The organism is Kitasatospora sp. HUAS MG31 (assembly GCF_040571325.1).
GTDB lineage: Bacteria > Actinomycetota > Actinomycetes > Streptomycetales > Streptomycetaceae > Kitasatospora > Kitasatospora camelliae.
This window is the reverse complement of sequence record NZ_CP159872.1, coordinates 78,710-100,147: the sequence shown is the minus strand read 5'-3', so window position 1 is coordinate 100,147 and position 21,438 is coordinate 78,710. Positions and strand designations below refer to the sequence as shown.

Genomic DNA, 21,438 nt, shown 5'->3' with positions numbered 1-21,438 from the left:
GCAGCGGATCATATCCGGCGGCGATAGCTGTCGGCGTCGGACCTGTGTGACCGGTCGTGCGTCCGGCCCGGGTGGCGTCGCGGCTGGTCACGTGTGCGCGCTCGGGCTGCGAGGTGAAGGCGCATGCACGCCCCCGCCGGTGCGTTCGGGGGCAAGCACCGACGGGGGCTGCCGTCCCGCGGGCTGCGGGGGTCGCCCGGCGGGGGTCTTGGTGGACGAACTCCGGTTGTGTCCTCCGCCGCCTGCGCGGCAGGGGAGCGATCCGGTTTTCGTCGTGGGGTCGGCTGGTTCAGCCGGTGATCTTCTTTGCCGCTTGGAGGCCGGAGCGGTAGGCGCCGTGGACGGTGGCGTAGTCCTTGCGGTCGGTCGCCTCGCCGGCGAAGTGCACGCGGCCGTCCACGCTGGCCGCGAGCTGGTCGCGCATGTCGGACGTGGCCCCGAGCTTGGTGAACGAGTACGAGCCGTGTGCGTACGGGTCGGAGGCCCAGCGGGTGATCTGGTGGTCCGTCGGGGCAGGGATGTTGCTGCCGTAGATGGTCCTCAGGGTGGCCATGGCGCTGTCGACGATCTGGGTGTCGCTCCAGTTCTCGATGGTGCGGCCGAAGTCGGCGGCGTTGAAGCCCAGTAGCACGGGTTGGCCGGTGGGGCGGGCGACGTTGACCCACTGGGCCCACTGCCCGTACTTGTCCACGTTCGGCACGTATTGCAGCCAGTCGGTGTTGGCCCAGAACACCTTGGGGAAGCGCAGGTAGCACTTGTTGAGGACGCCGACGCCGAGCTTGCCGATGGCGGTGGTCTTGGCTTGGGGCAGGCCGGGGCCGAAGGTGACCGCCCCGCTCTGGAGGACGCCCAGCGGTAGCGTGACCACGACGTGGTCGGCCTGGAAGGCGTTCTTGTCGGTGGTGACCGTTACTCCGGCGGAGGTCCAGTCGATCCGCTTGACGACCTGTCCGGTCTGCACGGACAGGCCCTTGGCCAGGTGGTCGGTGATCTGCTGGTAGCCGCCGGGGAACAGGACGTCCTTGCCCTTGATCTTGGCGTCGTCGTCGAAGTACAGGGCCGACATCTGGTCCACGCTGCCCGAGTACTCGTGTTCGTAGTCGTTCAGCGCGTAGGAGACCATGGCCTTGTCGCTGTCCGACAGCCTCGACCAGCCCACCGCGTTCTGGACGACGCTGCGGATCGAGGCGTCCTCATCGTCCTTCTTCTGGAAGGCGGACAGCGCGTTGGCGGTGGCCTTCTGCCAACGCTCGAACGCTTGAGCCTGGGCGCCCTCGAGCTCCTGGCCGCCCGCGAGATAGTCGGTGGCGCTCTCAAGGTCGGTCACCACGGTCTTGGCGCCGGCCTTCTTCGCCAGATCGGTGATCGGGTTGCCGTCGATGCCGTGGATCCACGACGCGCCCAGGTCGAGCGGTGTGCCGGACCACTGCTGACTGGTCCAGATGCGCCCGCCGATCCGGTCGCGCGCTTCGAGCACCGACACGTCGTGGCCCTTGTCCGCGAGGTGGCGGGCGGCACCGAGGCCGCTGATCCCGGCGCCGACGACGATCACCTTCTGACGCCCGGACCGGCCCGGCGTGCCGTTCTCCTCGCCGTCCGCGCTGTCGTCGCAGGCGGACAGGGAAGCGAGAAGGGCGAGACTTGGCAGGCCGAGGCCCACGCTCTGCAGGAAGCGCCGGCGATGCATCGTCATGAGTGTGAACCGATCTGGGATCTGACACGGGTTGGCAGAGGAATGTCGCCGAACGCTCCGTTGCGCTCGTCGAGCTGCCCGTGGGCGAGGAAGCCAACGGTTTCAGGGGCACCCCGTCCGGCCGGGGACCGCCTCATGTGCGGGAGCGGGGGGATGGGCTTGGGTCCGCCGGCCTACGCATACGGACACCGACTACCGAAGTCCCGGCCGTCAGTACAATGAGGCTGATGCAGCAGAGAATACATTGACACAGCGTTGTGTCAAAAGAGGCATTGGAGGGTGGGGCGCGACGATGCGTACCGACGCGACAGAAGTCCTGGAATCGGCCATCCCGATCCTCGCCAAGGACCGGGCGGCCTCGATGCAGGTAATCGCCACACGAGCGGGCATCAGCCGGGCGACCCTGGTCCGCCTTTTCCCCACCCGCCAGCACCTGGTACAGGCGATGGCCCAGAGGATCCTCGACGACTGCGACCGGGTTCTGACCCGGGCCGAGGCCGACATCCCCGTAGAACAGGCCCTGGCCGCGCTCGTCGCCGACTACCCGCCGTTCGCCCAGCTGTGGAACCTGGTCTACGTCGAACCCGACGTCCTGGGCGTGCCCGAGGCCAGCACCCGCGCCGAGACGATCTTCACCCGCACCGTCGAGTTCATCGAACGCGGCCAGGGCGCCGGGCTGCTGCGCAAGGACATGCCGGCCACCTGGCTGGCCTCGACGTTCTGCGGTCTGGCCGAGACCGCGTGGGAACTGACGCTCGAAGGCCACATGGGCAGCCGCCAAGCCCCGGACTTCATCACGGCGATCCTGCTGCACGGCGCGGCCGCCGAGCACGGGGCGGAGCGGTAGACCGGCGACGGGGGATCACAGGACCCTCGGGAGAAGCCGGTTGGCGGCTCGCCGTTCGGAGCCCTCGCTCCCACCCCGGGGGCGCGCCTCGGCGGGATCGGTGGTGAACCGTTCTGGGTGGGCGGCGCGGGTGCAGGCGATGGCGGCGGGTGTCGTGCCGAACGGGCGTGCGAGGTGGACGGGGTCGGCGGGGAGGCCTCGTCGGGTGATAGTCGAGGTAGGCCGGGACCAGTGCCCGCTGCGCGGGCGCCATAGCGAGGTGTCGGCAAGGTGCCCTAGGCTCGCCGTTGATGATCACCAGAACGGACGGGGGAGCGGCGATGGGGACGACCACCGAATGGCGGCCGGCAGGGTTTCCGGAGCAACTGGCGGAGTACCCGGAGGCACTGGCCGAGGTCGCCCGGGTCTACGGGACGCAGGACGGGGCCGGCCCGGCGGAGTGGGCGGCGCGGCTGCGGTTCGCCGCCCTGATGCGGGGTGACCTGGGGCTCGCCCGGTGGCTGGACGACCTCGGCCATGCGATGCCCTGGCGGGTGGTCTGGGCGCACTGGCGGCCGATCGAGGTGTGGGACACCCGCAGCCTCGCACCGGGCTGGACCGGCCCGGTCGAGCTGCACGGCTTCCGGGCCGGCGGGACGGAGGTGTGCCTGCGGTCGCGCTACGACCACACCTACCGCTGGTACACCCTGGAGACCGGCGCACCCCTCGGAGAGCCGACACCGGACGAGCCGGCGGCGGCGGAGCCGGCGACCGTGCCCGACTCGCCGCTGGATGCCGGCGACCCGCTCTACGCGATGGCCGAGATCACCGTGACCCGGGCCGGGACGGCCTCCGTCCACGCGCTCTACCCGGTGGCGCACGACGACGAGATTCGGGTGCTGCCCGGCGAGCGGGTCCTGCTCGCGGGCTACAGCGGTGCCGCGCTGATCGACTTCAGCGCCCCGGCCGCGGAGGCGGTCACCGAACTGGACCCGCCCGTCGGGCCGCACCGCCGGGAAACCGCGCCCAACCTGCTGCCCCGGGACGTCTGGTGGGACGGCGGGCGGCTCACGCCCGAGGACGTGCAGCCGTACTACCGCGGCCTGGTCCTCGCCGACCCCGCGCGCCTCGCCGAGGCGACCGGCGACGCGGAATCGGTGCGGGCGCTGGGGACGCTCGGGCTGCCCCGGATCTCGGCGCTGGGCTGGCTGGACACCGACCGGGCGATGGAGGAACTCGCCCTCACGGACGGGCGGTTGCTGATCGCCCACGTCCACGGCGAGCCGGCCCTCTGGGTCGACCTCCCCACCGGCCGGGTCGTCGACTCGTACGGCGACACGGTCAACACCTCGTTCACCGCCTTTGCCGCCTGCCTGGCGATGAGCGACTGGGCGCTCTGCCTGTCGGTGGGCCGCAACACCCGAGGCGGCGACGAATTCGGTGAGCACTACGCCTTCCTCGCCTTCGTCCGTACGTCGCTGGCCCGGATCGACCCGGAGGCAGCGGCGGAGCAGGACGACGAGTGGTGGTGGCGGCAGACGACCGAGGACCACTGCTACTCCTTGGGCGCCTGACCCGCTCTGCCGGAGAGCCAACCGGTCTGCGGCCCGGTCAGGGTCGGAGCAGCGATCCGCCGCTCGCAGCAGCCCCGTCACCCGACGCGGCGCACCCGCCGCCGGTCCCGACCGCAGGAGCTCGTGCACCTACTCTGAACTGCGGCGATTCATAGACTACATGTTGGTGACGATGGGATGGGGTCGCTGGAGCAACCCGTGCCGCAGCAGGCGGCATTCGCTCTGTCGATGGCTTCGTGTAGACGCGGAAGCTCTCGTGATAGGTTCGGCGTCGCCGTGCGCTGCTGCGAACTGAGGAGGTGAGACCGATCAACGCTGTGACAGGTCGGGGCTCCCTCTCTGCATGGTCTAGGGAGTGCCCGCGGAAGGCATCCCGAAAGGCTTGAAACGCTATGCGCTTCACCTCTGAGGCGTCGTCTGACGGCGTCCGCGAACAGCTCTTTGCTCTCGGTGAGATTCCCGGTGTGCTGTGGACGCCGACGGGCGCCGCCGGGCCTCGTCCCCTGATCCTTATGGGACACGGTGGCGGTCAGCATAAGAAGGCCCCGGGCATCGTGGCCCGTGCGCGCCGCTTCGTGGCCGAGTGTGGTTTCGCGGTGGCGGCGGTTGACGTGCCCGGCCACGGCGATCGGCCGAACGATGAAGAGTACGACCGGATCGCGACCGAGAACCGGGCTCGCGTGGATGCCGGCGAGGAGCTGGCTCCGCTGATCGCTGGTTTCCAGGCGCTCGTCGCTCGCCAGACTGTCCCGGAATGGCGGGCGGTCCTGGACGCGGTCCAGGACCTCGACCACGTCGGCGCTGGTCCGGTGGGCTATTGGGGTGTGTCGTTGGGTTGCGGACTCGGTGTTCCGTTCGTTGCCGCCGAATCTCGGGTTCGCGCGGCGGTGCTGGGCTTGGGCGGGGCTCTGGTGTCGGCCGAGGCTGCCGCGCGGATCACTGTCCCGGTGGAGTTCCTGGTGCAGTGGGACGACGAGCGGGTGCCGCGGGCCCAGAGCTTGGCGCTGTTCGATGCCCTGGCCTCGGCCGAGAAGACGCTGCATGCCAACCCCGGCAAGCACGGGGAGATCCCGGCATTCGAGCTGGACAGCACGTTGCGGTTCTTCGCCAGACACCTCGGCTGATTTTGCTGGCTGCGGTCCGCGACGCGCTGACCGGGATCCGATCCCGGTCAGCGCGTCGCGGACTCGTGGGACGGGCCGGTGCACCGGGACGGTGGACCGGGCCATGAGATGCCGACGGGATGTGATCAGGTCGGTGGTTCCTGCCGGTGAGGCGGGCTTCGAGGTCGGCGACGCGCCGGTCCTGGAAGCGGAGGTTGGAGCGGGCGGCCTTGAGTCGCTCGTCGAGGGTGCGATCTGTCGGCGTTCAGCCGGCGGACCCTTTGAATGGCCTCCTCGGTCCACTCAGCTTGCAAGTCCCATATCTGGCCAAGGAGTTCGCCGATGCGGATGCGCTGGGCGAGGATCTCGGCCTGGGCGGCCTTGGTGCGTCCTCGGCGTTCAGCGCGCGCTCGCGCCAGGTTGCCTCGCGCTCGTCCCCGATCTCCGGCAGGCTGGCCGACGCTGGCGACGCGGTAGCCGCCCTGCTGGACCACATCGACCGGTGATCGACAGAAAGGTGGACCGGCGGCACATCGTGCCCCTGCTGGAGTGCCTGCTGCGGGACGGCAACGGGGCCGCGCGCCAACTGCGCCAACTGCGCGCAGTTGGCCGCGACGGTCTCGTGACGGTGCACACCGATCAGACTGCCGGCACCTGACGGCCACTGCTCCGCCGAAGATGCGACGTGAGAGGTGCTGGTCCCGCTCGGGGTGTTGGCGGTCCTGCCCGTCTGTCGGCGGCTCAGGGGCGCTGGGCCGGGGCCGGGCGCACCCGTCGGCGGCGGACCGCCCACGCGGCCGCCCCGAGGGCGAACCCGTAGACCGACACCAGGCCGTGGCCGTTGTCCTGGGCGAGCCACACCGCGAGGCCGAGCACCGGGACGCCCGCCGCCAGGACGATCTCCTTCGGGAGGCGCGTGCGGGTGAGAAGGGCGAGGGCGAGGGTGGCGCCGAGGAGGTAGGTGGCGCCGGAACTGCCCGCGAAGTTGCGCGGATCGGTGCTGGGGCCGTCGCCGAGGCCGAGTACGGTGTCGATCCGGCCGGGCAGCACGATGCCGGCGAGGAAGAAGGCCAGGGTCAGGACGCCGCCCCAGTACCACTGGGCGAGCGCGGCGACGGCGGCCAGGGTGGCGAGGTTCCACAGGTCGCCGAAGAGACCGCCGTTCTGCATGAACACCGAGGTGAACTCGCGCCACCAGCCGGACTTGGCAGGGTCTGCGTCCAGCGCGTCCATGGCGCCGGGCCACGCCAGCTGCAGCAGGACACCGCCGACGGCGAGCACGGTCAGGGCGACCGCCGCCCATGGGACGGCCCGCCCGCGCAGCGTGTCGCGGCCGACCACGCCGAGCCCGCAGTTGACCATCATGACCATCAGCGCGGCCGTGGTCACGTTGAACAGGATCGCCCCCATGCCTGACCTCTCCCCCCGGTTGCGGCGTTTCCAACGCCGTTCGAAAATCTGACGGCGCAAAGCTAGTGGCTCGGCTCGATAGGTCGACCGGGAAATTGATCGGCTGTTGGTAGTCCGTCAGGCTGTCTCCGGGATCTGATCTTGGAGGTGGTCGTGGGGCGTCGTCCGGGAGTGTTCGTCCGGCCGGTGAGTATGGAGGAGGGCCGACGGCTTCAACGGATCGGCCGGACCTCGAAGGATCCGGTCCGGCTGCGGCGGGCGATCGTGGTGCTGATGTCCGCACAGGGCCAGCCGGTGAAGAACATCACCTCGCTGCTGAGGGTCGGCGAGGACTATGCGCGCGATGTCATCCACGCCTTCAACGAGCGGGGGTTCGACGCGCTGGACCCAAAATGGAGCGGGGGACGCCCGAAGACGATCAGTGACAAGGTGCGTGAGCGCATCTGCCTGATCGCCCGGACGTCCCCCGCCGACTGGGGCATCGCCGCGTTCTCCACCTGGAGCCTGACCAAGCTCGCCGAGCACCTGGTCAAGCGCAGGGTCGTCACCGCGGTCAGCCGGGAGACCCTGCGCCGGATCCTGCACGAGGGCAAGGTCTGCTGGCAGACGACAACGACGTGGAAGGCCTCCACGGACCCGGCGTTCATCGCCAAGATGCACCGCGTCCTGGAGCTCTACGACGCGCCGCCCGCCGACGGCCGGGTGGTCTGCGTCGACGAATTCGGACCGCTCAACCTCCAGCCCCGCAAGGGCAAAGCGTGGCGCCCCGCGCGTTCGCCACGCCGGCTACGGGCCACCTACAACCGCTACGACGGCGTGATGCACATGCTCGCCGCCCTCGACCTGGCCACCGGCAAGCTCTACTACCGGATCCGCAAGCGCAAGCGCGAGTTCCTCGACCTGCTCAAGGCCCTGCGCGCCCGCTGGCCCGGGGAGAAGCTGTACGTCGTGCTGGACAACTTCTCCCCGCACAAGCACCCCAACGTGCGGGCCTGGGCGGCGGACAACCAGGTCGAGTTGGTCTTCCTTCCCACCTACGGCTCATGGCTGAACTGGATCGAGGCCGAGTTTGCGGCCCTTCGCTACTTCGCGCTCAACGGCACCGACCACCGCAGCCACGCCGAACAGAACGCCGCCATCGGCGCCTACATCCGCTGGCACAACGCACGCGCCGAACCGAAGACCAACTTCGCCCCTGACTCACCCATCCGAACCTGGACCCAGTACCCGGCGAAGGCGGCTTGAGAAGTCTTCCACCGGGCCCTCGGGCACTCTCGGCCACCCCTCCATGGCCGTGACGATCTGTGCCAGTTGGGCCTCGAAGTCCGTCATCTCCACCTCGCCCCGCCCGAACGCCTGCCACAGGCCGACGAGCCGTTCCTCCCACTCGCCGAACTCGATCAGCTTGTCCGCCAGCGTGAACCCGTCCACCGACGGCTTGCCGACCTCAAGCACCCAGCGGTTCGCGGCCGCACCTGCGGTGACGCCACGGCCCGCCAGCTCGACCACCGGGAACGGCACCCTTGCCTCCGACGCCACCGCGAGGAACACACCCAGCGACACGGAGTTGTTCACGGCCAACCCCCGACCGGAGGCACCCGACTCGCTCACTCGCCACTCCTCCCGCACTGGCCACAACCCGGGGCAGCCTACCGATTTACCCGGACAACGATCCGAGACGAACCACTAGCACAGCTTTCTAACGGTGTTGGAAAGCGCTGTACGGTGGGTGCATGAAGCTCACCAAGGAGCGCATCGTCGACGCGGGGATGGCCGTCTTCGCCGCGGTCGGCTACCAGAACCTGTCCATGCGTCAGGTCGCCGACCGCCTGGACACCCACGCCGGCAGCCTCTACTACCACGTGCGGGGCAAGGACGAACTCCTCGCTCTGATGGCCGACCGGGTATGCCGCCGGGCATACGACGGAGGCACCGAAGCCCTCGCCGCCCTGCCACCCACCGCAACCTGGCAAGACCGCATCGAGGCTCAGGCCACCGCCCTGCGCCGGAGCATCAAGCAGCACCCTGGCGGCGCCCAACTCCTCGCCGAGAGCCCCGCCACGCTCAGCACCGGCGCCCTCGCCCTGATGGAACGCCTGCTGCGCACCCTCGTCGACGCCGGCCTGCCCGCCGACCACTGCGGCATCGCCGCCGACACCCTCCTCAGCCACGTCACCGGCTTCGTGCTCCAGGAGCAGAACCAGTTCACCGTTCCCCCACCCGTCACCGCCGAGCTCCACACCAGCCTGCGCGAGCAGTTCCCCCTTCTCATGGGATCGCGGGTCCCACGGCTGAGCCAGGAGGAGAAGTTCACCCGAAGCGTCAGACTGCTCTGCGCCGGCTTCGAGGCAGTCTCCTAGACACGGCCCAGGTCGGCCTTCCTGGGGCCGCATGTTCCGGACCGGTAGGACACGTGGGGACATCGCGTCGAACTCTCACTGTGACCGGCCCACCGAGGGGCCTCGCGTCGCGGCCCCCGGGCGCCCACCTCTCCCTCGGCCAGCCAGGCGCCCTGTGGAGGTGTCAGCGCGCGGCCGTGCGCGCCCAGCCGCCCGGCGGTCAGCGATTCCGCCGCCGCGACGGTGTGCCCGGCCGAGGTCAGCGCAGCGGTGATCTGCCGGACCAGCACTCCGGCCTGGTCCAGGCCGGAGTGGGAGGCCGACTGTTCATGGGCCATGCCACCAGCCCGCGCCAGGCGAAGACGGCCGACCAGATGGCGACGGTCACCTCGACCTCTGTGGGCATCGGCGCCGTCCTGTCCACCGTCGCCGACGTCGTCGGCGGCCAGCTCACGGACCGCGTCCTGTTCCAGCTCCCACCCGGCTACGACCTGCTCTTCGGCCGTCCACGGGTCGGCCACCCCGTCGGCCCCGGCCACACCATCCGCCCCGTCTGCGCGGCCCCACCACGGAAGGCCGCCCGCCATGAGCCGCTACCGGCGTCTCCTCCAGCAGCCCCGCGCAGACGGCCGCCACTCCAGCGACGAGGAATCCGAACGCGTCCTCGACGCCCCGGTGCCCGACCCGTACGGGCCGGAGGCCACGTGGCAGGGGAACCCGCAGCGGGGATTCTCGCAGTGGACGGCGGCGTCAGGCTCGGCGGGCAGAGGTGGTGAGCCGGTCGGCGAGCGCGATGACGAGGTCTCGGAGTTCGTCCGGTCGCTCGATGACGAACGGCCGGTCGAGCGCGGCGAGCACGGGAGGCAACCAGTCGAGCCGCTCTGCTCTCAATTCGACGTGGAGCCAGCGCTCGGTGTGCGGATCTGTGCCCTCCGCGGGTTCGGGCTCCTCCACGCTCGCGACGCTGGCGGGGAGTCGGGTGCGGATCTGTTCGACCGTTCCGTGGATCCGCAGGGTCACTTCGTGCCGGTACGCGGCCTTGGCGAGCCCTGACAGGACGCGCTGGGCCGGATCGAGTCCAGTGGACGGCTCGAACGAGCCGGGTAGCGCCCTGGCGTCCGCGATGCGATCGAGCCGGAAAGTCCGGTCCTGGCCGATCCCGGGATCGGTGCCCGTGACGTACCACCGGCCCGTATGGGTGACGATCCCGTACGGGTGCAGCGTGCGTTCGCTTCGTCGGCCGTCTCGGGCGGTGTACCTGATCGAGACCGGGCGGCGGTGGCGTACCGCATCGGCGATGGCGAGCAGGACCCCTGTCTCCGGGGTGGCCGACTCCCCGGGCGGAGCCGTGAAGGCGAGGGATTCCATGACGGCGTCGAGCCGACGGGACAGACGCTCGGGCAGTGCCCGGCGGATCTTGGCCGCCGCCGTCTCGCCCGCGGTCTCGGTCGCCGTCAGCAACCCGGTCCTGCGGCCGGCGACGAGGCCGAGCAGCACGGCGAGCGCCTCGTCGTCGTTGAGCATGAGCGGAGGCAGGCGGTACCCGGGGGCGAGCCGGTACCCGCCATAGCGGCCACGGACCGCCTCGACGGGGATGTCGAGGTCGACCAGGTGGCCCACGTACCGCCGCACGGTGCGCCCGTCGACCCCGAGCCGGTCGGCGAGTTCGGCCACCGTTCTGATGCCGCCCGACTGCAGGAGTTCCAGGAGGGTGAGCACGCGGCTGGTAGGTCGGACCATGCCCACGAGCCTAGCGCTGATACCGGACCGGTTCTGTCCACTATTTGCTCTAGCGTCCGAGGTGCAACGGCTTCACCAACCTGAGGAGAGCACCATGGACTTCGTCTCGATCCGGATCATCACCGGCGACATCGCGCGCCTCGTCGACTTCTACGAGCGAGCCACCGGAGTGCGGGCGGACTGGTCCACCGAGGACTTCGCCGAACTGCGGACCGCCAGCGCGACCCTCGCGATCGGCAGCACCCGCACCGTGGCACTGTTCGCGCCCGGCTCCGCCCGTCCGGCCGACAACAACACCGTGATCATCGAATTCCTCGTCGCGGACGTGGACGACGTGTACCGGAACCTGGCCGATTTCGTCGCCGACTTCGTGACCGAGCCCACCACGATGCCCTGGGGCAACCGGTCGCTCCTGCTCCGTGACCCCGACGGCAACCTCGTCAACTTCTTCACCCCTGTCACACCGGCGGCCATCGAGAAGTTCGCTCGCTGACGACAGCGAAGCCGCCTGGGCGGGGGCCCGGTCCAGGCGGCACGTTTCATACGGGCCAGATCATCTGAGACGTCGAGCGAAGCGGACCGGATCGAGACCAGCCAGCCGCGCCGGGCGCTGTCGGTGCCCGCGCCGGTTGCCAAGCTGCGCGCGGTCACCGTGGACCCGGCCCGGGACCAGATCGGCTGAGACACGGGAGCACGAGTCCGACCGCGGCTGGCCACAGGACAGCGGACCGGCCAGCAGCTGGGCGGCCAGGTGGTGCAGTTCGGCCACCAACTCCTTCGTCGGCCCGCCGCAGTGGTCCTGTTGGTCCTCCGCGAGATACAGCCATCGGCGGACCAGCCACAGCGGCGAGGCGGGGTCGTCGGTGGGGCGCAGCTCGCAGCTCGCAGCTCGCAGCGCCCGGCCTCGGGCGTCAGGGGCGGCGGGCAGCCGCAGTGCCGGCCAGAGTTCCTGCTCCAGCTCGGCCGGCAGCCGGCGCGCCTCCAGAGCGTCCCACTCGGGCAGCAGGCCGAGCTCGACTGGAACGGTCGTACAACCCCGGATCGCCTTCGTCTCGCCAGCGCCGGACCCATGTGTGGGCTGTGGTGCGGGAGATGCCCATTTCCTCGGCGACCTGGGCGATGGGCCTGCCGGCGCGGACCCGTTCGACGAGGAGCCGTCTGCCGTGGATGGTCAGCCGGGGCATGGGGGTGGGGCACGGGAAGCCCCTGGGATGGTGCGGAATCTGATGCGGACCCTGGGTTGTGTGCCCGAGGCCCCCGATCTGGCGATCGATGCCTCGGGCGACAGAGAACGAGCCTTGTGGGCGGCGAGCCAGGCCGGGGCCGTCTGCGCGCCCCGCTGGATCTATTCGGCCCAGGCACGCTCCAACTGGGTGCGGAAGGTGGCGGGCTCCCGTCCGATCAGCTCGGCCAACGTCGAGTCGACCGTGGTGAACTCGCCATCCCGTGCCGCGCCGAAGATGCTCAGCATCAGGTCGGCGATCGGGGCCGGGGCGCCGTTCGCCAGGACCTGGTCACGGAAGGCGTCGTCGGGGACGACGGTGCGGGTGAAGGGCCGTCCGGTGGTCTGCGACGCGATCTCGGCGACGGCGTCGAAGTCGAGCGCCGCCGGCCCGGTGAGCGGCGGGGTGGGCCCGTCGAAGCGCCCCTCATCGAGGATGATCGCCGTGGTGGCCTCGGCGAGGTCGTCGTGGCCGGTCCAGGCGACAGGGCCGTCGGCGGGAAGGGCGATATCGCCGGTGTGGCGGGCGGACTCCAGGAACTGCAGGGCGCTGGCCGCGTAGAAGCCGTTGCGCAGTGCGGTCCAGGGCAGGCCGGTGGCGTGCAGCAGGTCCTCGGTCCTGGCGTGGTCCCGGCAGGCCTGGAAGCGGGAGTCGTGGGCAGCGCCCATCTGGCTGGTGTAGAGGATGCGGCCGACCTCGGCCTTCACGGCGGCGTCGATGGCGGCACGGTGGCCGCTGACGCACTCCTCGCCCGTGCGGTCGAGGGAGACGAGGAGCAGCTGCTCGGCCCCTTCGAAGGCGTGCGTGAGCGAGTCGGGGTCGTCGAAACTGCCCTGCCGGACACGGACGCCGCGGTCGGCGAGGTCCTGGGCCTTGCGGGGGTCGCGGACGCTGACGCCGAGGCGGTCGGCGGGGACGCGCTCCAGCAGGCGCTCGACGGTGCGGCGGCCGAGCTTTCCGGTGGCTCCGGTAACGATGATCATTGGGTTCTCCCGATGCTGCTTCCGGTGGAATCGCTCCAACAGTAACACTGGAAATTCCGATGGAAACAGATCCTCGGTATCATCGGTTCATGGCTACACGCGACTCAACCGACAACCCTCGGCGCCGCATCGTCGAGGCAGCCGTCGAGCTGCTGGAGAACGGCGGCCCTGACGCGGTCAGCACCCGCGCGGTCGCCGCCGCGGCCGGAATGCAGCCGCCGGCGATCTACCGCCTCTTCGGCGACAAGGAGGGGCTCCTCGAGGCCGTCGCCGAGCACGGCTACGCGCAGTTCCTGGAGAGAAAGCGCGCGCAGCTCGACCCCGCCCCGCAGGACCCGGTGGAGGACCTGCGTCGCGGCTGGGACACGGTGGTCGAGTTCGGGGTCTCCCGCCCCGAGCTGTTCGCGGTGATGAACCGGGCCACCGGCCTGGGATCGGACGCAGCACACCGCTCGGGCCTGGAGATCCTCCATGGGCGGGTGCGTCGGCTGGCGGCCGGGGGATGGCTGCGGGTCGACGAGGAACTGGCCGCCCAGATCATCCAGGCAACCGGCCAGGGCGCAGTCACCACCTGGCACTCCACCCCCGCGGACCGCCGCAATCCGGCGCTGTTGACCGTCCTGCGCGAGTCCATGGTCGCGGCCGTCACTCGCGCCGAGCCGGCGATTCCCGCCGCGGAGTCCCCTCCCGCCGCGGCGGCCCGCGCGCTGCGCGCCGCCCTCCCCGACGACTCCGATGTCCTGAGCGACGCGGAGCAGCGCCTGCTGCGTGAGTGGCTCACGCGCCTGGCGGCGGACGGTGGCGCTCCGCGTGCCTGATCGCGGGTCGAGCGCCCTCATGCGGGTCGGACCTCACGGGGAGGGATCGTGCGATCAAGCAGCCTCCACGAGAGGAGACGGTGGGCGACCACACGGCTCCGGCTGGCTTCCCCTTGCCCCGCTGACGGTATTCCTCCTGCCCGCCTACTCACCCGAACTCACCCGGTCGGACGTGTGCGGGCCCACGTCGAGCACAGCCTGGCCGCCCTCGCCGTCGTCGCCCTCGACCGACTGCGCGGGGACGCGGCGGAACGGCCAGGGCGGGGACTGCAGGGGCCGCGCACTCCGTGGCAGGCCCGCACTCTTCGCGGCGTCCAGGTCGCCGGGATTTGGTCCTCGCTGTCTTCGTCGTCGAGTCGTCCTCGTCTGCCCGGCCGGCCTGGTGGGCGGAGGCACCGCCGACCTGGAGGGGGAGACGCCGGGCCGATCAGGTCGTTTCCGTCGGTTGGCGAGCCGTGGATCACTTGGCCAGGAAAGCGGTGGTGCCCATGGCCACGGCCGGGTGGGCGTCCGGGTTCAACTCCCGTATGAGCTGGGCCATGTGCTCGGTGGCCACGGTGATGCAGGCATGGGTCGGGCCGCCGTGATCGACGTGGAGCCAGATCCCGCCGCCGCGTTCCGTGCCCTCCGGTCTGGCGGGGTCGAGCGGGGAGCGGCCGCGTTTCCGGTTGAAGTCGATGGCGACGACGTAGTCGAAGGAACCGGCGAGCGGTTCGCCGAGGAACCCGGTGCCTCCGATGCTGAAGGCGTCGGAGCGGTGGTACGGCAGGCCGCCGTCCGGGCGCGGATCGGGGAGCCTGCCGCCGGCGTCGCTGAGCGTGAACACGCCTTCGGGACTGCGCAGGTCTCCCTCGCGGTGCTGTTCGGTCCAGCCGTTGCGGCCGTTGTGCGCCGGCCAGGTCTGCCCCGGGTTCCAGAGGCCGGTGGCGTCCCGCTGCCAGAGCACCACGCTGGACTGCGAGGAGTCCGGGCCCTCACCGGTGACCACGACCAGCTGGCGGGTCCGGTCCGGTATCCGGGCGAGCAGACCGGGCCCCAGCCCGTCCGGGGCCGCGCGTGCCGTCGGGGCGGAAGCGACCGGCCGGCCGCTCGATGTGGTCAGGCCGGCCGGTGCGACGGCGGCCTGGGTCGTCGGTGTGGCCGGGCGGCTCGGGGCCTGAGCCGCACAGCCCGCGAGGAGGAGCACCAGCAGCCCGCAGGTGCCGGTGAGGGCAGGCGGGGCCGGGCGGGACATTCGGACATGACGGGATGAGGGCATGGCGGATCGCCTCGTCTGCAGGGATGTCGATGGGGGAGGTGCGAGAACTCAGAGGGTCGGCGGGAACTCCACCGAGGTGTTGAGAGAGGTGAGCAGCTGCGCGGTGACCTCGTCGGAGAGGGCCGCGCAGGCGGTCCCGACCAGGACCGCGTCGGGCGCCTGGGGTCCGACGGCGTGGAGGATCATCCAGGTCCTGGCGCCTTTGATACCTCGGCAGGTGTTCGATGAGCCGACGGGGAATGCCGCAGGGCGGGATGCCGCCGTGGCAGCCAGCCCGGTGTCGTGCTCGATGTGGAGCTCGACCAGAACGTCCTCCGTGCCCGGGCCGGTGATCGGCAGGCAGGGGTTCCGGCAGTTCTTGGAAGGTGTGATGGGGTCGGGGGAGAGGTAGCGGGTGGGTGAGGTCGTGATGTCCGGGGCCGGTACGTCGACCTGGTACCAGCCCTCCGGAGTGGCCAGCTGCAAGCCGTACAGCTGATCGAGGCCCGGGCGGGCCGGGGCGGCGGTCGGGCTGCCGGCCGGGCTCGGCGGGGCGATCACCGTCAGACGGTCCGGCCCGGGCGAGGCCCGTGGCACCAGCAGCACGGCCGCGACGGCCAGCGGCAGGCAGAGTGCCGCGGCCCGAACTCGCCGGGTCCGCCGGACCCGGCGCCGGACCCGCGCCATCCGGTCCGGCGGGCCCGTGAGATCCACGGGCACGGCGTTCAGCAGGACGTCCCGCAGGAGCAGCAGGGTCGGGTCCTCGGGCAGCTCGGGTTCGCTCACGCTCTCACCCCTTGGATCGTGGCGTGGTCGGGCAGGTGCATGCGAAGGGCGCTCAGGGCCTTGGCGGATTGGCTCTTGACGGTGCCGGGGGAGCAGTCGAGCAGGGCGGCGGTCTCCTCGACACTGCGGTCCTCCAGATAGCGGAGCACGACCACCGCCCGCTGCCGGCGCGGCAGCCGGCGCAGGGCCTGAACCACGGTGTGTCCCAGCTCCACCTCCTCGTACCGGTCGGTCCCGGCCTCCTCCGGGAGGAACTCGTGCGGTACCTCCAGACGCCACCGCCGCCGCCACCAGCTCGCATGGACACGGACCATGGCGCGCCGGACGTATGCCTCCGGGTGCTCGTCGGCGATCCTGCGCCACTTGGGCCAGCAGCGGGCCAGCGCCGTCTGCAGCAGATCCTCGGCGAGGTGCCGGTCGCCGGTGAGCAGCCAGGCGGAACGCAGCAGCCGTGGGCCGCACACGGCCACGAACTCCTCGAACCCCGCCCAGTCCCTCGCCATGCCCCGCCCTATTCGTCCAGCGATACGTGCTACGTGCCGGCCAGCCCTACACAAGCCGAACAGGCCGGGCCGGCCCCACGGTTGCCCTCTGTGACGCAGATCACTCCACTTCGGGTTCGCCCTCCGGTCGACGGCACCTGGACCAGCCGCACCGTCGACCACCGCGTGACCGTGGTCGGGCCCAGGCTCGGCCGAAGGCTCCAGGTCTCTCCCGGTGAGCCGGTGCTGCGCATCACCCGGCTGCGGATGGTCGGCGGCGACCCCATGGGTGTGGAGCGCCTCCACCTGCCCCAAGCCCTGGTCCCAGGGCTGACCGCGGCCGACCTCGAAACCGGATCCTTCTACCGGCTCCCGGGCGACCGGTACGGGATCGTGCCCACCACCGCCGCCCAGACCATCGAACCCACGGCCCACTCCAGGTACCAGTACCCCACGATCTCCGGGATGACCACCGCCGATGTCCACGCCCTGGTCAGCAGCAGGACCGAGCGCTCCGCCGCCGTCACCCGGCTCACCTCCCTGGTCGTCGACGCCGGCCTGACCGGTGTCGACGTCGACCTCGAGGACTACTGGTCCTGGAGCAAGGCCGACTTCGACAACTACAAGACCTTCCTGCGTCGGCTCGCCACCGCCCTGCACGCCAAGGGGAAGCGCCTGCAGGTCGACGCACCCGCGATGACCGAGGACGCGCCGTTCTACGACTACGCGGCCGTCAGCGCCACCGGCGTCGACGAGCTGGTGATCATGGCCTACGACCACCAGTACGACACCGAGCCCGGCGCCGCCTGCCTGCCCATCACCCCGTACGACTGGCTCAAGGACGTCACCGCCTACGCCCAGTCGAAGGTCCCCGACCCCAACCGCCTGGTCATCGGTCTGCCCTCCTACGGCTACAGCGCCCCCGCCCCGTGCGACCTGAACGCCGTCACGGGCAACATCCACTTCGCCGACATGAGGCACAACCCCGGCTTCTCCGCCGACCCCGCCACCATCGAGCGCCGCCGCGACCCCTCCTCCGGGGAGATCCGCTGGACCTCCGGCGGCGTCCAGTACGACTACGTCGACCGCGTGTCGCTGGACCGCAAGCTCGCAGTCCTGACCGGCCTCGGCGTCACCAAGGTGTCCGTCTGGACCCTCGGCGGGGCGAACCCCTGGTTCACCCGCTGACCCCACCGAAACCCGCCCTGCGGCTCCCCTCATCGCCGAGCCGCGACCCGCACAGGACTCCGGTGCACTCAGGCAGTACGCTACGCACCGTAGTAGCCGGGCTTCTGCCGCCACCTCTGCGGGTCGGTGCCCATCGGCCTTGATGTGGGCGATCAGCCGTGATCCCACCGGCTTGGGCAGGTCCCGCCCGTGCGGCTTGGTCCATTCGTGGGTGCAGAACAGCTGGTGTGCCGTCCAGTTGGGCCGGGGTCGGCGGGCGGTCCGCGCGTGCGGCCAGGACGAGATCGGGCGCCTGGGCGAGGAGCTGGTCGAGCACCGCACTGTCGAACCACATCGACCCGCCCCCAAGGCTCCCGGGACCGCGCACCAGCCCAGGCCGGCAGGAGGGGGATACAGCTGCGCGGCCGCGGGGTGGTGCTCCCGGGTCAGTACGGCGAGCACGGCCGGGCCAGTCTGCTGGGCCAGGTGGGGCCAGGTGGGGCCGGGCGGCGGTCACGAACGGTGTCCGGCGCCGGGTTCCCCGGCCGCGTCCCGTGGTGGGATCTCCGGGCGCGGGGTGGCGGTCGGAGTGGGAGCGGCGGCCCGAAGGTCGGTGGGGCGGGCGGCGGATCGCACGGCCGGGCCGCCCGGTGGGGTGGTCCGCGTCGTCGCGGTCAGCGGGTTCAGCGGGCTGCCGACGGCGCGGGCGGCCTCCGCGAACCTGTCGGCGGACTGCTTGAATGCCCGCGACCAGCACCGACCGGCACAGACCGGGCCCGGGGGGGGTGTGCACAATCGGCCGGTGGTCTGACTATCATCAGCGCAGCATGGCGTCCCTCCGGAGGTCGCCGGGCGTGGGCCCGGGCGACCTCGGCGGCCGGAGGTGACGCTCTCCACCGGAGCGGGCCAGTGAGGGCTCTCGGCACTTCAGTCATCGTCGTGCCCCGAATCTGCCGCGCTCTGCAACAACCTGGGAAAACGATGACTCCTCGATTCGGGCGCGGCCACGCCGCCCTCGCCGCCGCGATCTCCTCCGCCCTGCTGTCGAGTGCCTGTGGCACCGCTGCATCCGGCAGCGATGCGCCCCTGCACGACCAGCTCCCCGACTCCGTCAAGAAGGCCGGCGTGATCCGGGTCGGTGCCTCCCTCACCGCCGCACCCGTGATATTCCGCGATCCGTCCGGCCGAGCGGACGGCCTCGACCCGGATCTCGCCACCGCGATGGCGAAGATCCTCGGCGTCAGGTTCGAGTTCCAGGACGTCGGCCCGTTCGGCAACGTCCTGCCCGGGCTGCTGGACAGCAAGTACGACATCGCCATGTCCGGCATCACCGACAACCTCGCTCGCCAGCAAGGCGCGGACGCGACCGGCAAGAAGATCAACGAGGGCGTCGACTTCGTCGACTACTTCATGGCCGGCACAGGCATCATGGTCCGCAAGGGAAATCCCTCGAAGATCGCCAAGATCGACGACCTGTGCGGGCGCAACGTCGCCGTCAAGAAGGGGACCTCGCACAACGAGCTCATCAACCGCCAGCGGACCGGCTGCGACCATCTCGCGAAGCCGCTCAAGGCCCTGGAGACGGCGGATGACGCCGAGGCCATGGACAACCTGCGCGGCGGCCGGGCCGACGCCTACATCACGGACTACCCGAAAGCGCTGTACAACTCGCAAGCCGCGGCCAACGGCCAGGCGTTCGACATCGCCGGGTCGCAGATCCAGCCCAAGCCCTACGGCATCGCCCTGCGCAAGGGCGACCACCAGTTGCGCGACGTCCTGGAGAAGGCCATGCGCCGACTGGTGGCGAACGGCACGTACGAAGAGATCCTCAACCGTCGTCAGCTCACCATCGGTGGGATCCCGAGCCCCATCGTCAACGGAGGGAGCAGCTGACTGCTCGGCCCCACTGCTGGAGCTGCCTGATCCGCCACTGCCCGTGCCGCCGGCCGTGAAGCTGCCGGACCATCCGGCCTACCAGCAGATCATGGCGGTGTTCGCCGCGGCCGACGCCCCGCTGCGGCGCGGGCGGTATGCGGGGCGATGGACGTGGAGATCGCTCCCAGCAACATCAACAACGTCCGTCTGAAGCTCAAGCGGCTCGCCGAGCGGGGGATCCTGGTCGAGACCGAGCAGGGGCTGTTCACCCTGCCACGGCCGCAGCCCCTCCGGCGAGCCGCAACCAGCCTGCTCAGCCCGACCGAAAGGCCGAATCGGGCATCACCTCAGATGCCCCCTCTGGGAGCGCTCGGTCGCGCCGATGAGCGGACACATCTGCCAGCCCGCCGAGAAACCCGTTGCGAGTGACCCGCATCGGATGCCTGATTGGTCGGCCACCGACCAGGGAGGGATGATGAGCGCGTCGCTGCCCACACCGTCGTTGCACACCGCTCGTCTTCGACTGCGCGCCTTCGAAGACGCGGATGCGAACGACCTCTTCGCACTGCAGAGCAGCGCCCACATCCTGCGTTACTGGGACTCACCACCGTGGACCGAACGCTCGCGCGCCGAGAAATTCATCACTGCTTGCCGGCAGATGGAACAGGAGGGCACCGGGGCACGGTTGGCCGTGGATCGGGTCTCCGACGGGGCGTTCATCGGCTGGTGCACCCTGAACAGTTGGAATCCGGACTTCCGCAGCGCGTCGCTCGGCTACTGCTACAACGATGCAGCGTGGGGCCAGGGCTACGCGACCGAGGCCGCGCGCGCTCTGTTGGGGTGGGCGTTCGACACGCTGGACCTGAATCGCGTCCAAGCCGAGGCCGACACGCGCAATGTGGCATCTGCCCGGGTGCTGGAGAAGCTCGGCTTCGTGCGCGAGGGGACGTTGCGGGAGGACTGCGTCGTCAACGGCGACGTCTCCGACTCGTGGGTCTACGGGCTGCTCAGGCGGGAGTGGCAGCCGTCGTCCGAGCCGATTCCCACCCACTGAGTTGCATCGCTCGGCACCCGGTATCGGCAACCCAACCAACTGATCACTGCGCCTCATCCACCCACAACGGTGAGCCGGACAACGGCCCTGACCGTCGTCCGGGAGAGCGCTTCTCATGACCCGTGGGACCACCCCCTCCGTGTCCTTGCCGGCATCGCCGTCGTCGCCGCCGCGCCGCCGGCCGCCGCGGGGTGCGGTAGCGACCCCGAAAGCCCAGGCCTGACCTCCAGCCGATGGTCGGCGGTCTGATCTTGCTGGTCTACAACCTCGGACGGGGCGCAGTAGGGGAAGTCGTCCTCGTACAGCTCCTCGTACAGCTCCTCGTTCTCCTGACGTTCTTCCAGCTCCCAGTCCTCCAGAACCTCTCTGGGGAGCGTGACGACGGGTACGGTGCGGGCGTAGGCGCCGGAGCCTGGCTGTGGAGCGCACCGCCAGACGGCGCCGTAGGTGCGTACGTGGACTTCACCTACGTACCAGGCGGACACGGCCATGAACGCGTTGTCCCCGGCGGCCTGCGCTTCGTCCCAGGAGGTGTAGCGCCGCCGGATCTCCCGTTCGAGGCCTTCGAGGGAGCCGGTGCTGAAGTCCCACTGCCCTGCGGTCTGTTCGGCCCACTCGGGAAGGGCCGCTGCCCGGGTGCGGAGCCAGTGGTCCAGGCGCGGGTTGTCGGCCCACTCCGGGTCGTTGATGTTGCTCATGAGCTGTGAGCCTAGACAGGAGCGGGGACAGTTGAGGTCCTCGGCGCACCACTTGCAGCCCGCGCGAGCATGCCGCGGCCGGCTCACCCTCGGCGCGGCCGAGGTACGGGACGAGGTGGTCCGGCTCGGCGTGCACCAGGTACCCGGGGTCGGCGAGCAGCCGGTCGAGGGCAGCGCCGTCCACCGAGGTGGCGCGGTCGGGAGCCTGCGCATCTTCTGTGACCGGGGCCTGACCGCCCCTCACTGCCGGACTGGAGAGGAGCACCCGTGATCGACTCCCAACGCCTGCTCCTTCCTTCTCGCCCCGGACCGTCGAGCAGCACGTCGCCCGGGTCCTGCGCAAGCTCCACACCACGCGGAAACGGTCGGCGGGGCGCTCCGCGTACACAAGAGCAGCCCCTGAGTCGGGGCCGCCGACCCCCGCGCGCCG

General features: G+C 70.7%; 22 protein-coding genes and 1 pseudogene. 13 read left to right on the top strand and 10 right to left on the bottom strand.

All coding sequences use genetic code 11. The features are described from left to right. Positions 1-289: 289 nt before the first annotated feature. On the bottom strand, positions 290-1,693 hold the full coding sequence (locus ABWK59_RS00405) for a flavin monoamine oxidase family protein (RefSeq protein ID WP_354637141.1): 1,404 nt from the start codon (positions 1,691-1,693) through the stop codon (positions 290-292). 292 nt (positions 1,694-1,985) lie between these two features. On the opposite strand from ABWK59_RS00405, the gene ABWK59_RS00400 reads away from it, so the two are divergent. From ABWK59_RS00400 to ABWK59_RS00380, 5 genes are all read left to right on the top strand, one after another. Further along, complete coding sequence (locus ABWK59_RS00400) at positions 1,986-2,540, top strand: TetR/AcrR family transcriptional regulator (RefSeq protein WP_354637139.1); 555 nt, start codon at positions 1,986-1,988, stop codon at positions 2,538-2,540. Positions 2,541-2,830: 290 nt separating this feature from the next. Continuing rightward, positions 2,831-4,093, top strand: coding sequence for an SUKH-4 family immunity protein (locus ABWK59_RS00395; protein WP_354637138.1), 1,263 nt, complete (start codon positions 2,831-2,833; stop codon positions 4,091-4,093). A 392-nt stretch (positions 4,094-4,485) separates the two neighbouring features. After that, positions 4,486-5,217 carry a dienelactone hydrolase family protein gene (locus ABWK59_RS00390; protein WP_354637137.1) on the top strand — a complete coding sequence of 244 codons (732 nt, stop codon included), beginning with the start codon at positions 4,486-4,488 and terminating at the stop codon, positions 5,215-5,217. Positions 5,218-5,504: 287 nt separating this feature from the next. Then, on the top strand, positions 5,505-5,702 hold the full coding sequence (locus ABWK59_RS00385; protein WP_354637136.1) for a hypothetical protein: 198 nt from the start codon (positions 5,505-5,507) through the stop codon (positions 5,700-5,702). After that, on the top strand, positions 5,699-5,854 hold the full coding sequence (locus tag ABWK59_RS00380) for a hypothetical protein (protein WP_354637135.1): 156 nt from the start codon (positions 5,699-5,701) through the stop codon (positions 5,852-5,854). Before ABWK59_RS00385 ends, ABWK59_RS00380 begins: the two co-directional genes overlap by 4 nt. An 83-nt stretch (positions 5,855-5,937) precedes the next feature. On the opposite strand, the gene ABWK59_RS00375 is transcribed toward ABWK59_RS00380, so the two are convergent. Then, positions 5,938-6,606: a hypothetical protein gene (locus ABWK59_RS00375; protein WP_354637134.1), complete on the bottom strand. Its 669-nt coding sequence runs from the start codon at positions 6,604-6,606 to the stop codon at positions 5,938-5,940. Between the two features lie 192 nt (positions 6,607-6,798). Here ABWK59_RS00375 and ABWK59_RS00370 point away from each other — a divergent pair, with 192 nt between their 5' ends. Beyond that, on the top strand, positions 6,799-7,851 hold the full coding sequence (locus ABWK59_RS00370; protein ID WP_354644784.1) for an IS630 family transposase: 1,053 nt from the start codon (positions 6,799-6,801) through the stop codon (positions 7,849-7,851). Here ABWK59_RS00370 and ABWK59_RS00365 read toward each other — a convergent pair. Beyond that, entirely contained in the window at positions 7,807-8,181 is a 375-nt protein-coding gene (locus ABWK59_RS00365; RefSeq protein ID WP_354637133.1) for a hypothetical protein, read from the bottom strand. The two genes, ABWK59_RS00370 and ABWK59_RS00365, sit on opposite strands and share 45 nt — an antisense overlap. 158 nt (positions 8,182-8,339) lie before the next feature. Here ABWK59_RS00365 and ABWK59_RS00360 point away from each other — a divergent pair, with 158 nt between their 5' ends. Further along, a complete protein-coding gene (locus tag ABWK59_RS00360; RefSeq protein WP_354637132.1) occupies positions 8,340-8,966 on the top strand; it encodes a TetR/AcrR family transcriptional regulator in 627 nt (208 codons plus the stop codon). A gap of 729 nt (positions 8,967-9,695) precedes the next feature. On the opposite strand, the gene ABWK59_RS00355 is transcribed toward ABWK59_RS00360, so the two are convergent. Further along, positions 9,696-10,685 carry a helix-turn-helix transcriptional regulator gene (locus ABWK59_RS00355; RefSeq protein WP_354637131.1) on the bottom strand — a complete coding sequence of 330 codons (990 nt, stop codon included), beginning with the start codon at positions 10,683-10,685 and terminating at the stop codon, positions 9,696-9,698. A gap of 94 nt (positions 10,686-10,779) precedes the next feature. Here ABWK59_RS00355 and ABWK59_RS00350 point away from each other — a divergent pair, with 94 nt between their 5' ends. After that, on the top strand, positions 10,780-11,178 hold the full coding sequence (locus ABWK59_RS00350; RefSeq protein WP_354637130.1) for a VOC family protein: 399 nt from the start codon (positions 10,780-10,782) through the stop codon (positions 11,176-11,178). A gap of 520 nt (positions 11,179-11,698) precedes the next feature. On the opposite strand, the pseudogene ABWK59_RS00345 reads toward ABWK59_RS00350, so the two are convergent. Together ABWK59_RS00345 and ABWK59_RS00340 are read right to left on the bottom strand one after the other, a co-directional pair. Continuing rightward, positions 11,699-11,882 (bottom strand): annotated as a pseudogene (locus ABWK59_RS00345) (helix-turn-helix domain-containing protein); the annotation flags it as partial. Between the two features lie 148 nt (positions 11,883-12,030). Next, a complete protein-coding gene (locus ABWK59_RS00340) occupies positions 12,031-12,891 on the bottom strand; it encodes an SDR family oxidoreductase (protein WP_354637129.1) in 861 nt (286 codons plus the stop codon). A gap of 89 nt (positions 12,892-12,980) precedes the next feature. Here ABWK59_RS00340 and ABWK59_RS00335 point away from each other — a divergent pair, with 89 nt between their 5' ends. Further along, positions 12,981-13,709: a TetR/AcrR family transcriptional regulator gene (locus ABWK59_RS00335; RefSeq protein WP_354637128.1), complete on the top strand. Its 729-nt coding sequence runs from the start codon at positions 12,981-12,983 to the stop codon at positions 13,707-13,709. Positions 13,710-14,169: 460 nt separating this feature from the next. Here the strand turns inward: ABWK59_RS00335 and ABWK59_RS00330 are convergent, their stop codons facing one another. From ABWK59_RS00330 to ABWK59_RS00320, 3 genes are all read right to left on the bottom strand, one after another. Beyond that, the gene (locus ABWK59_RS00330) at positions 14,170-14,943 is read right to left on the bottom strand and encodes a L,D-transpeptidase family protein (RefSeq protein WP_354637127.1); all 774 of its coding nucleotides are present in this window, start codon (positions 14,941-14,943) and stop codon (positions 14,170-14,172) included. A gap of 72 nt (positions 14,944-15,015) precedes the next feature. Next, positions 15,016-15,732 (bottom strand): hypothetical protein, encoded by a 717-nt coding sequence (locus tag ABWK59_RS00325; RefSeq protein ID WP_354637125.1) that lies wholly within the window; start codon positions 15,730-15,732, stop codon positions 15,016-15,018. Continuing rightward, the gene (locus ABWK59_RS00320; RefSeq protein ID WP_354637124.1) at positions 15,729-16,235 is read right to left on the bottom strand and encodes a SigE family RNA polymerase sigma factor; all 507 of its coding nucleotides are present in this window, start codon (positions 16,233-16,235) and stop codon (positions 15,729-15,731) included. Before ABWK59_RS00320 ends, ABWK59_RS00325 begins: the two co-directional genes overlap by 4 nt. Here ABWK59_RS00320 and ABWK59_RS00315 point away from each other — a divergent pair. From ABWK59_RS00315 to ABWK59_RS00300, 4 genes are all read left to right on the top strand, one after another. Then, entirely contained in the window at positions 16,143-17,402 is a 1,260-nt protein-coding gene (locus ABWK59_RS00315; protein ID WP_354637123.1) for a UTRA domain-containing protein, read from the top strand. The genes ABWK59_RS00320 and ABWK59_RS00315 overlap by 93 nt on opposite strands. A 960-nt stretch (positions 17,403-18,362) precedes the next feature. Next, positions 18,363-19,274 (top strand): ABC transporter substrate-binding protein, encoded by a 912-nt coding sequence (locus ABWK59_RS00310; protein ID WP_354637122.1) that lies wholly within the window; start codon positions 18,363-18,365, stop codon positions 19,272-19,274. A 147-nt stretch (positions 19,275-19,421) separates the two neighbouring features. Continuing rightward, complete coding sequence (locus ABWK59_RS00305) at positions 19,422-19,685, top strand: hypothetical protein (RefSeq protein WP_354645198.1); 264 nt, start codon at positions 19,422-19,424, stop codon at positions 19,683-19,685. Between the two features lie 46 nt (positions 19,686-19,731). Further along, on the top strand, positions 19,732-20,310 hold the full coding sequence (locus ABWK59_RS00300; protein WP_420492713.1) for a GNAT family N-acetyltransferase: 579 nt from the start codon (positions 19,732-19,734) through the stop codon (positions 20,308-20,310). A 113-nt stretch (positions 20,311-20,423) separates the two neighbouring features. On the opposite strand, the gene ABWK59_RS00295 is transcribed toward ABWK59_RS00300, so the two are convergent. Next, positions 20,424-21,008, bottom strand: a complete 585-nt coding sequence (locus tag ABWK59_RS00295; RefSeq protein WP_354637121.1) for a hypothetical protein — start codon at positions 21,006-21,008, stop codon at positions 20,424-20,426. Between the last annotated feature and the right edge of the window lie 430 nt (positions 21,009-21,438).

Coding starts and splice junctions, on each gene's coding strand:
- ABWK59_RS00405 (WP_354637141.1), bottom strand. CDS start 1,693: ATGACGATGCATCGCCGGCGCTTCCTGCAGAGCGTGGGCCTCGGCCTG.
- ABWK59_RS00400 (WP_354637139.1), top strand. CDS start 1,986: ATGCGTACCGACGCGACAGAAGTCCTGGAATCGGCCATCCCGATCCTC.
- ABWK59_RS00395 (WP_354637138.1), top strand. CDS start 2,831: ATGATCACCAGAACGGACGGGGGAGCGGCGATGGGGACGACCACCGAA.
- ABWK59_RS00390 (WP_354637137.1), top strand. CDS start 4,486: ATGCGCTTCACCTCTGAGGCGTCGTCTGACGGCGTCCGCGAACAGCTC.
- ABWK59_RS00375 (WP_354637134.1), bottom strand. CDS start 6,606: ATGGGGGCGATCCTGTTCAACGTGACCACGGCCGCGCTGATGGTCATG.
- ABWK59_RS00370 (WP_354644784.1), top strand. CDS start 6,799: ATGGAGGAGGGCCGACGGCTTCAACGGATCGGCCGGACCTCGAAGGAT.
- ABWK59_RS00360 (WP_354637132.1), top strand. CDS start 8,340: ATGAAGCTCACCAAGGAGCGCATCGTCGACGCGGGGATGGCCGTCTTC.
- ABWK59_RS00355 (WP_354637131.1), bottom strand. CDS start 10,685: ATGGTCCGACCTACCAGCCGCGTGCTCACCCTCCTGGAACTCCTGCAG.
- ABWK59_RS00350 (WP_354637130.1), top strand. CDS start 10,780: ATGGACTTCGTCTCGATCCGGATCATCACCGGCGACATCGCGCGCCTC.
- ABWK59_RS00340 (WP_354637129.1), bottom strand. CDS start 12,891: ATGATCATCGTTACCGGAGCCACCGGAAAGCTCGGCCGCCGCACCGTC.
- ABWK59_RS00335 (WP_354637128.1), top strand. CDS start 12,981: ATGGCTACACGCGACTCAACCGACAACCCTCGGCGCCGCATCGTCGAG.
- ABWK59_RS00330 (WP_354637127.1), bottom strand. CDS start 14,943: ATGTCCCGCCCGGCCCCGCCTGCCCTCACCGGCACCTGCGGGCTGCTG.
- ABWK59_RS00320 (WP_354637124.1), bottom strand. CDS start 16,235: ATGGCGAGGGACTGGGCGGGGTTCGAGGAGTTCGTGGCCGTGTGCGGC.
- ABWK59_RS00310 (WP_354637122.1), top strand. CDS start 18,363: ATGACTCCTCGATTCGGGCGCGGCCACGCCGCCCTCGCCGCCGCGATC.
- ABWK59_RS00305 (WP_354645198.1), top strand. CDS start 19,422: ATGGACGTGGAGATCGCTCCCAGCAACATCAACAACGTCCGTCTGAAG.
- ABWK59_RS00300 (WP_420492713.1), top strand. CDS start 19,732: ATGAGCGCGTCGCTGCCCACACCGTCGTTGCACACCGCTCGTCTTCGA.
- ABWK59_RS00295 (WP_354637121.1), bottom strand. CDS start 21,008: ATGAGCAACATCAACGACCCGGAGTGGGCCGACAACCCGCGCCTGGAC.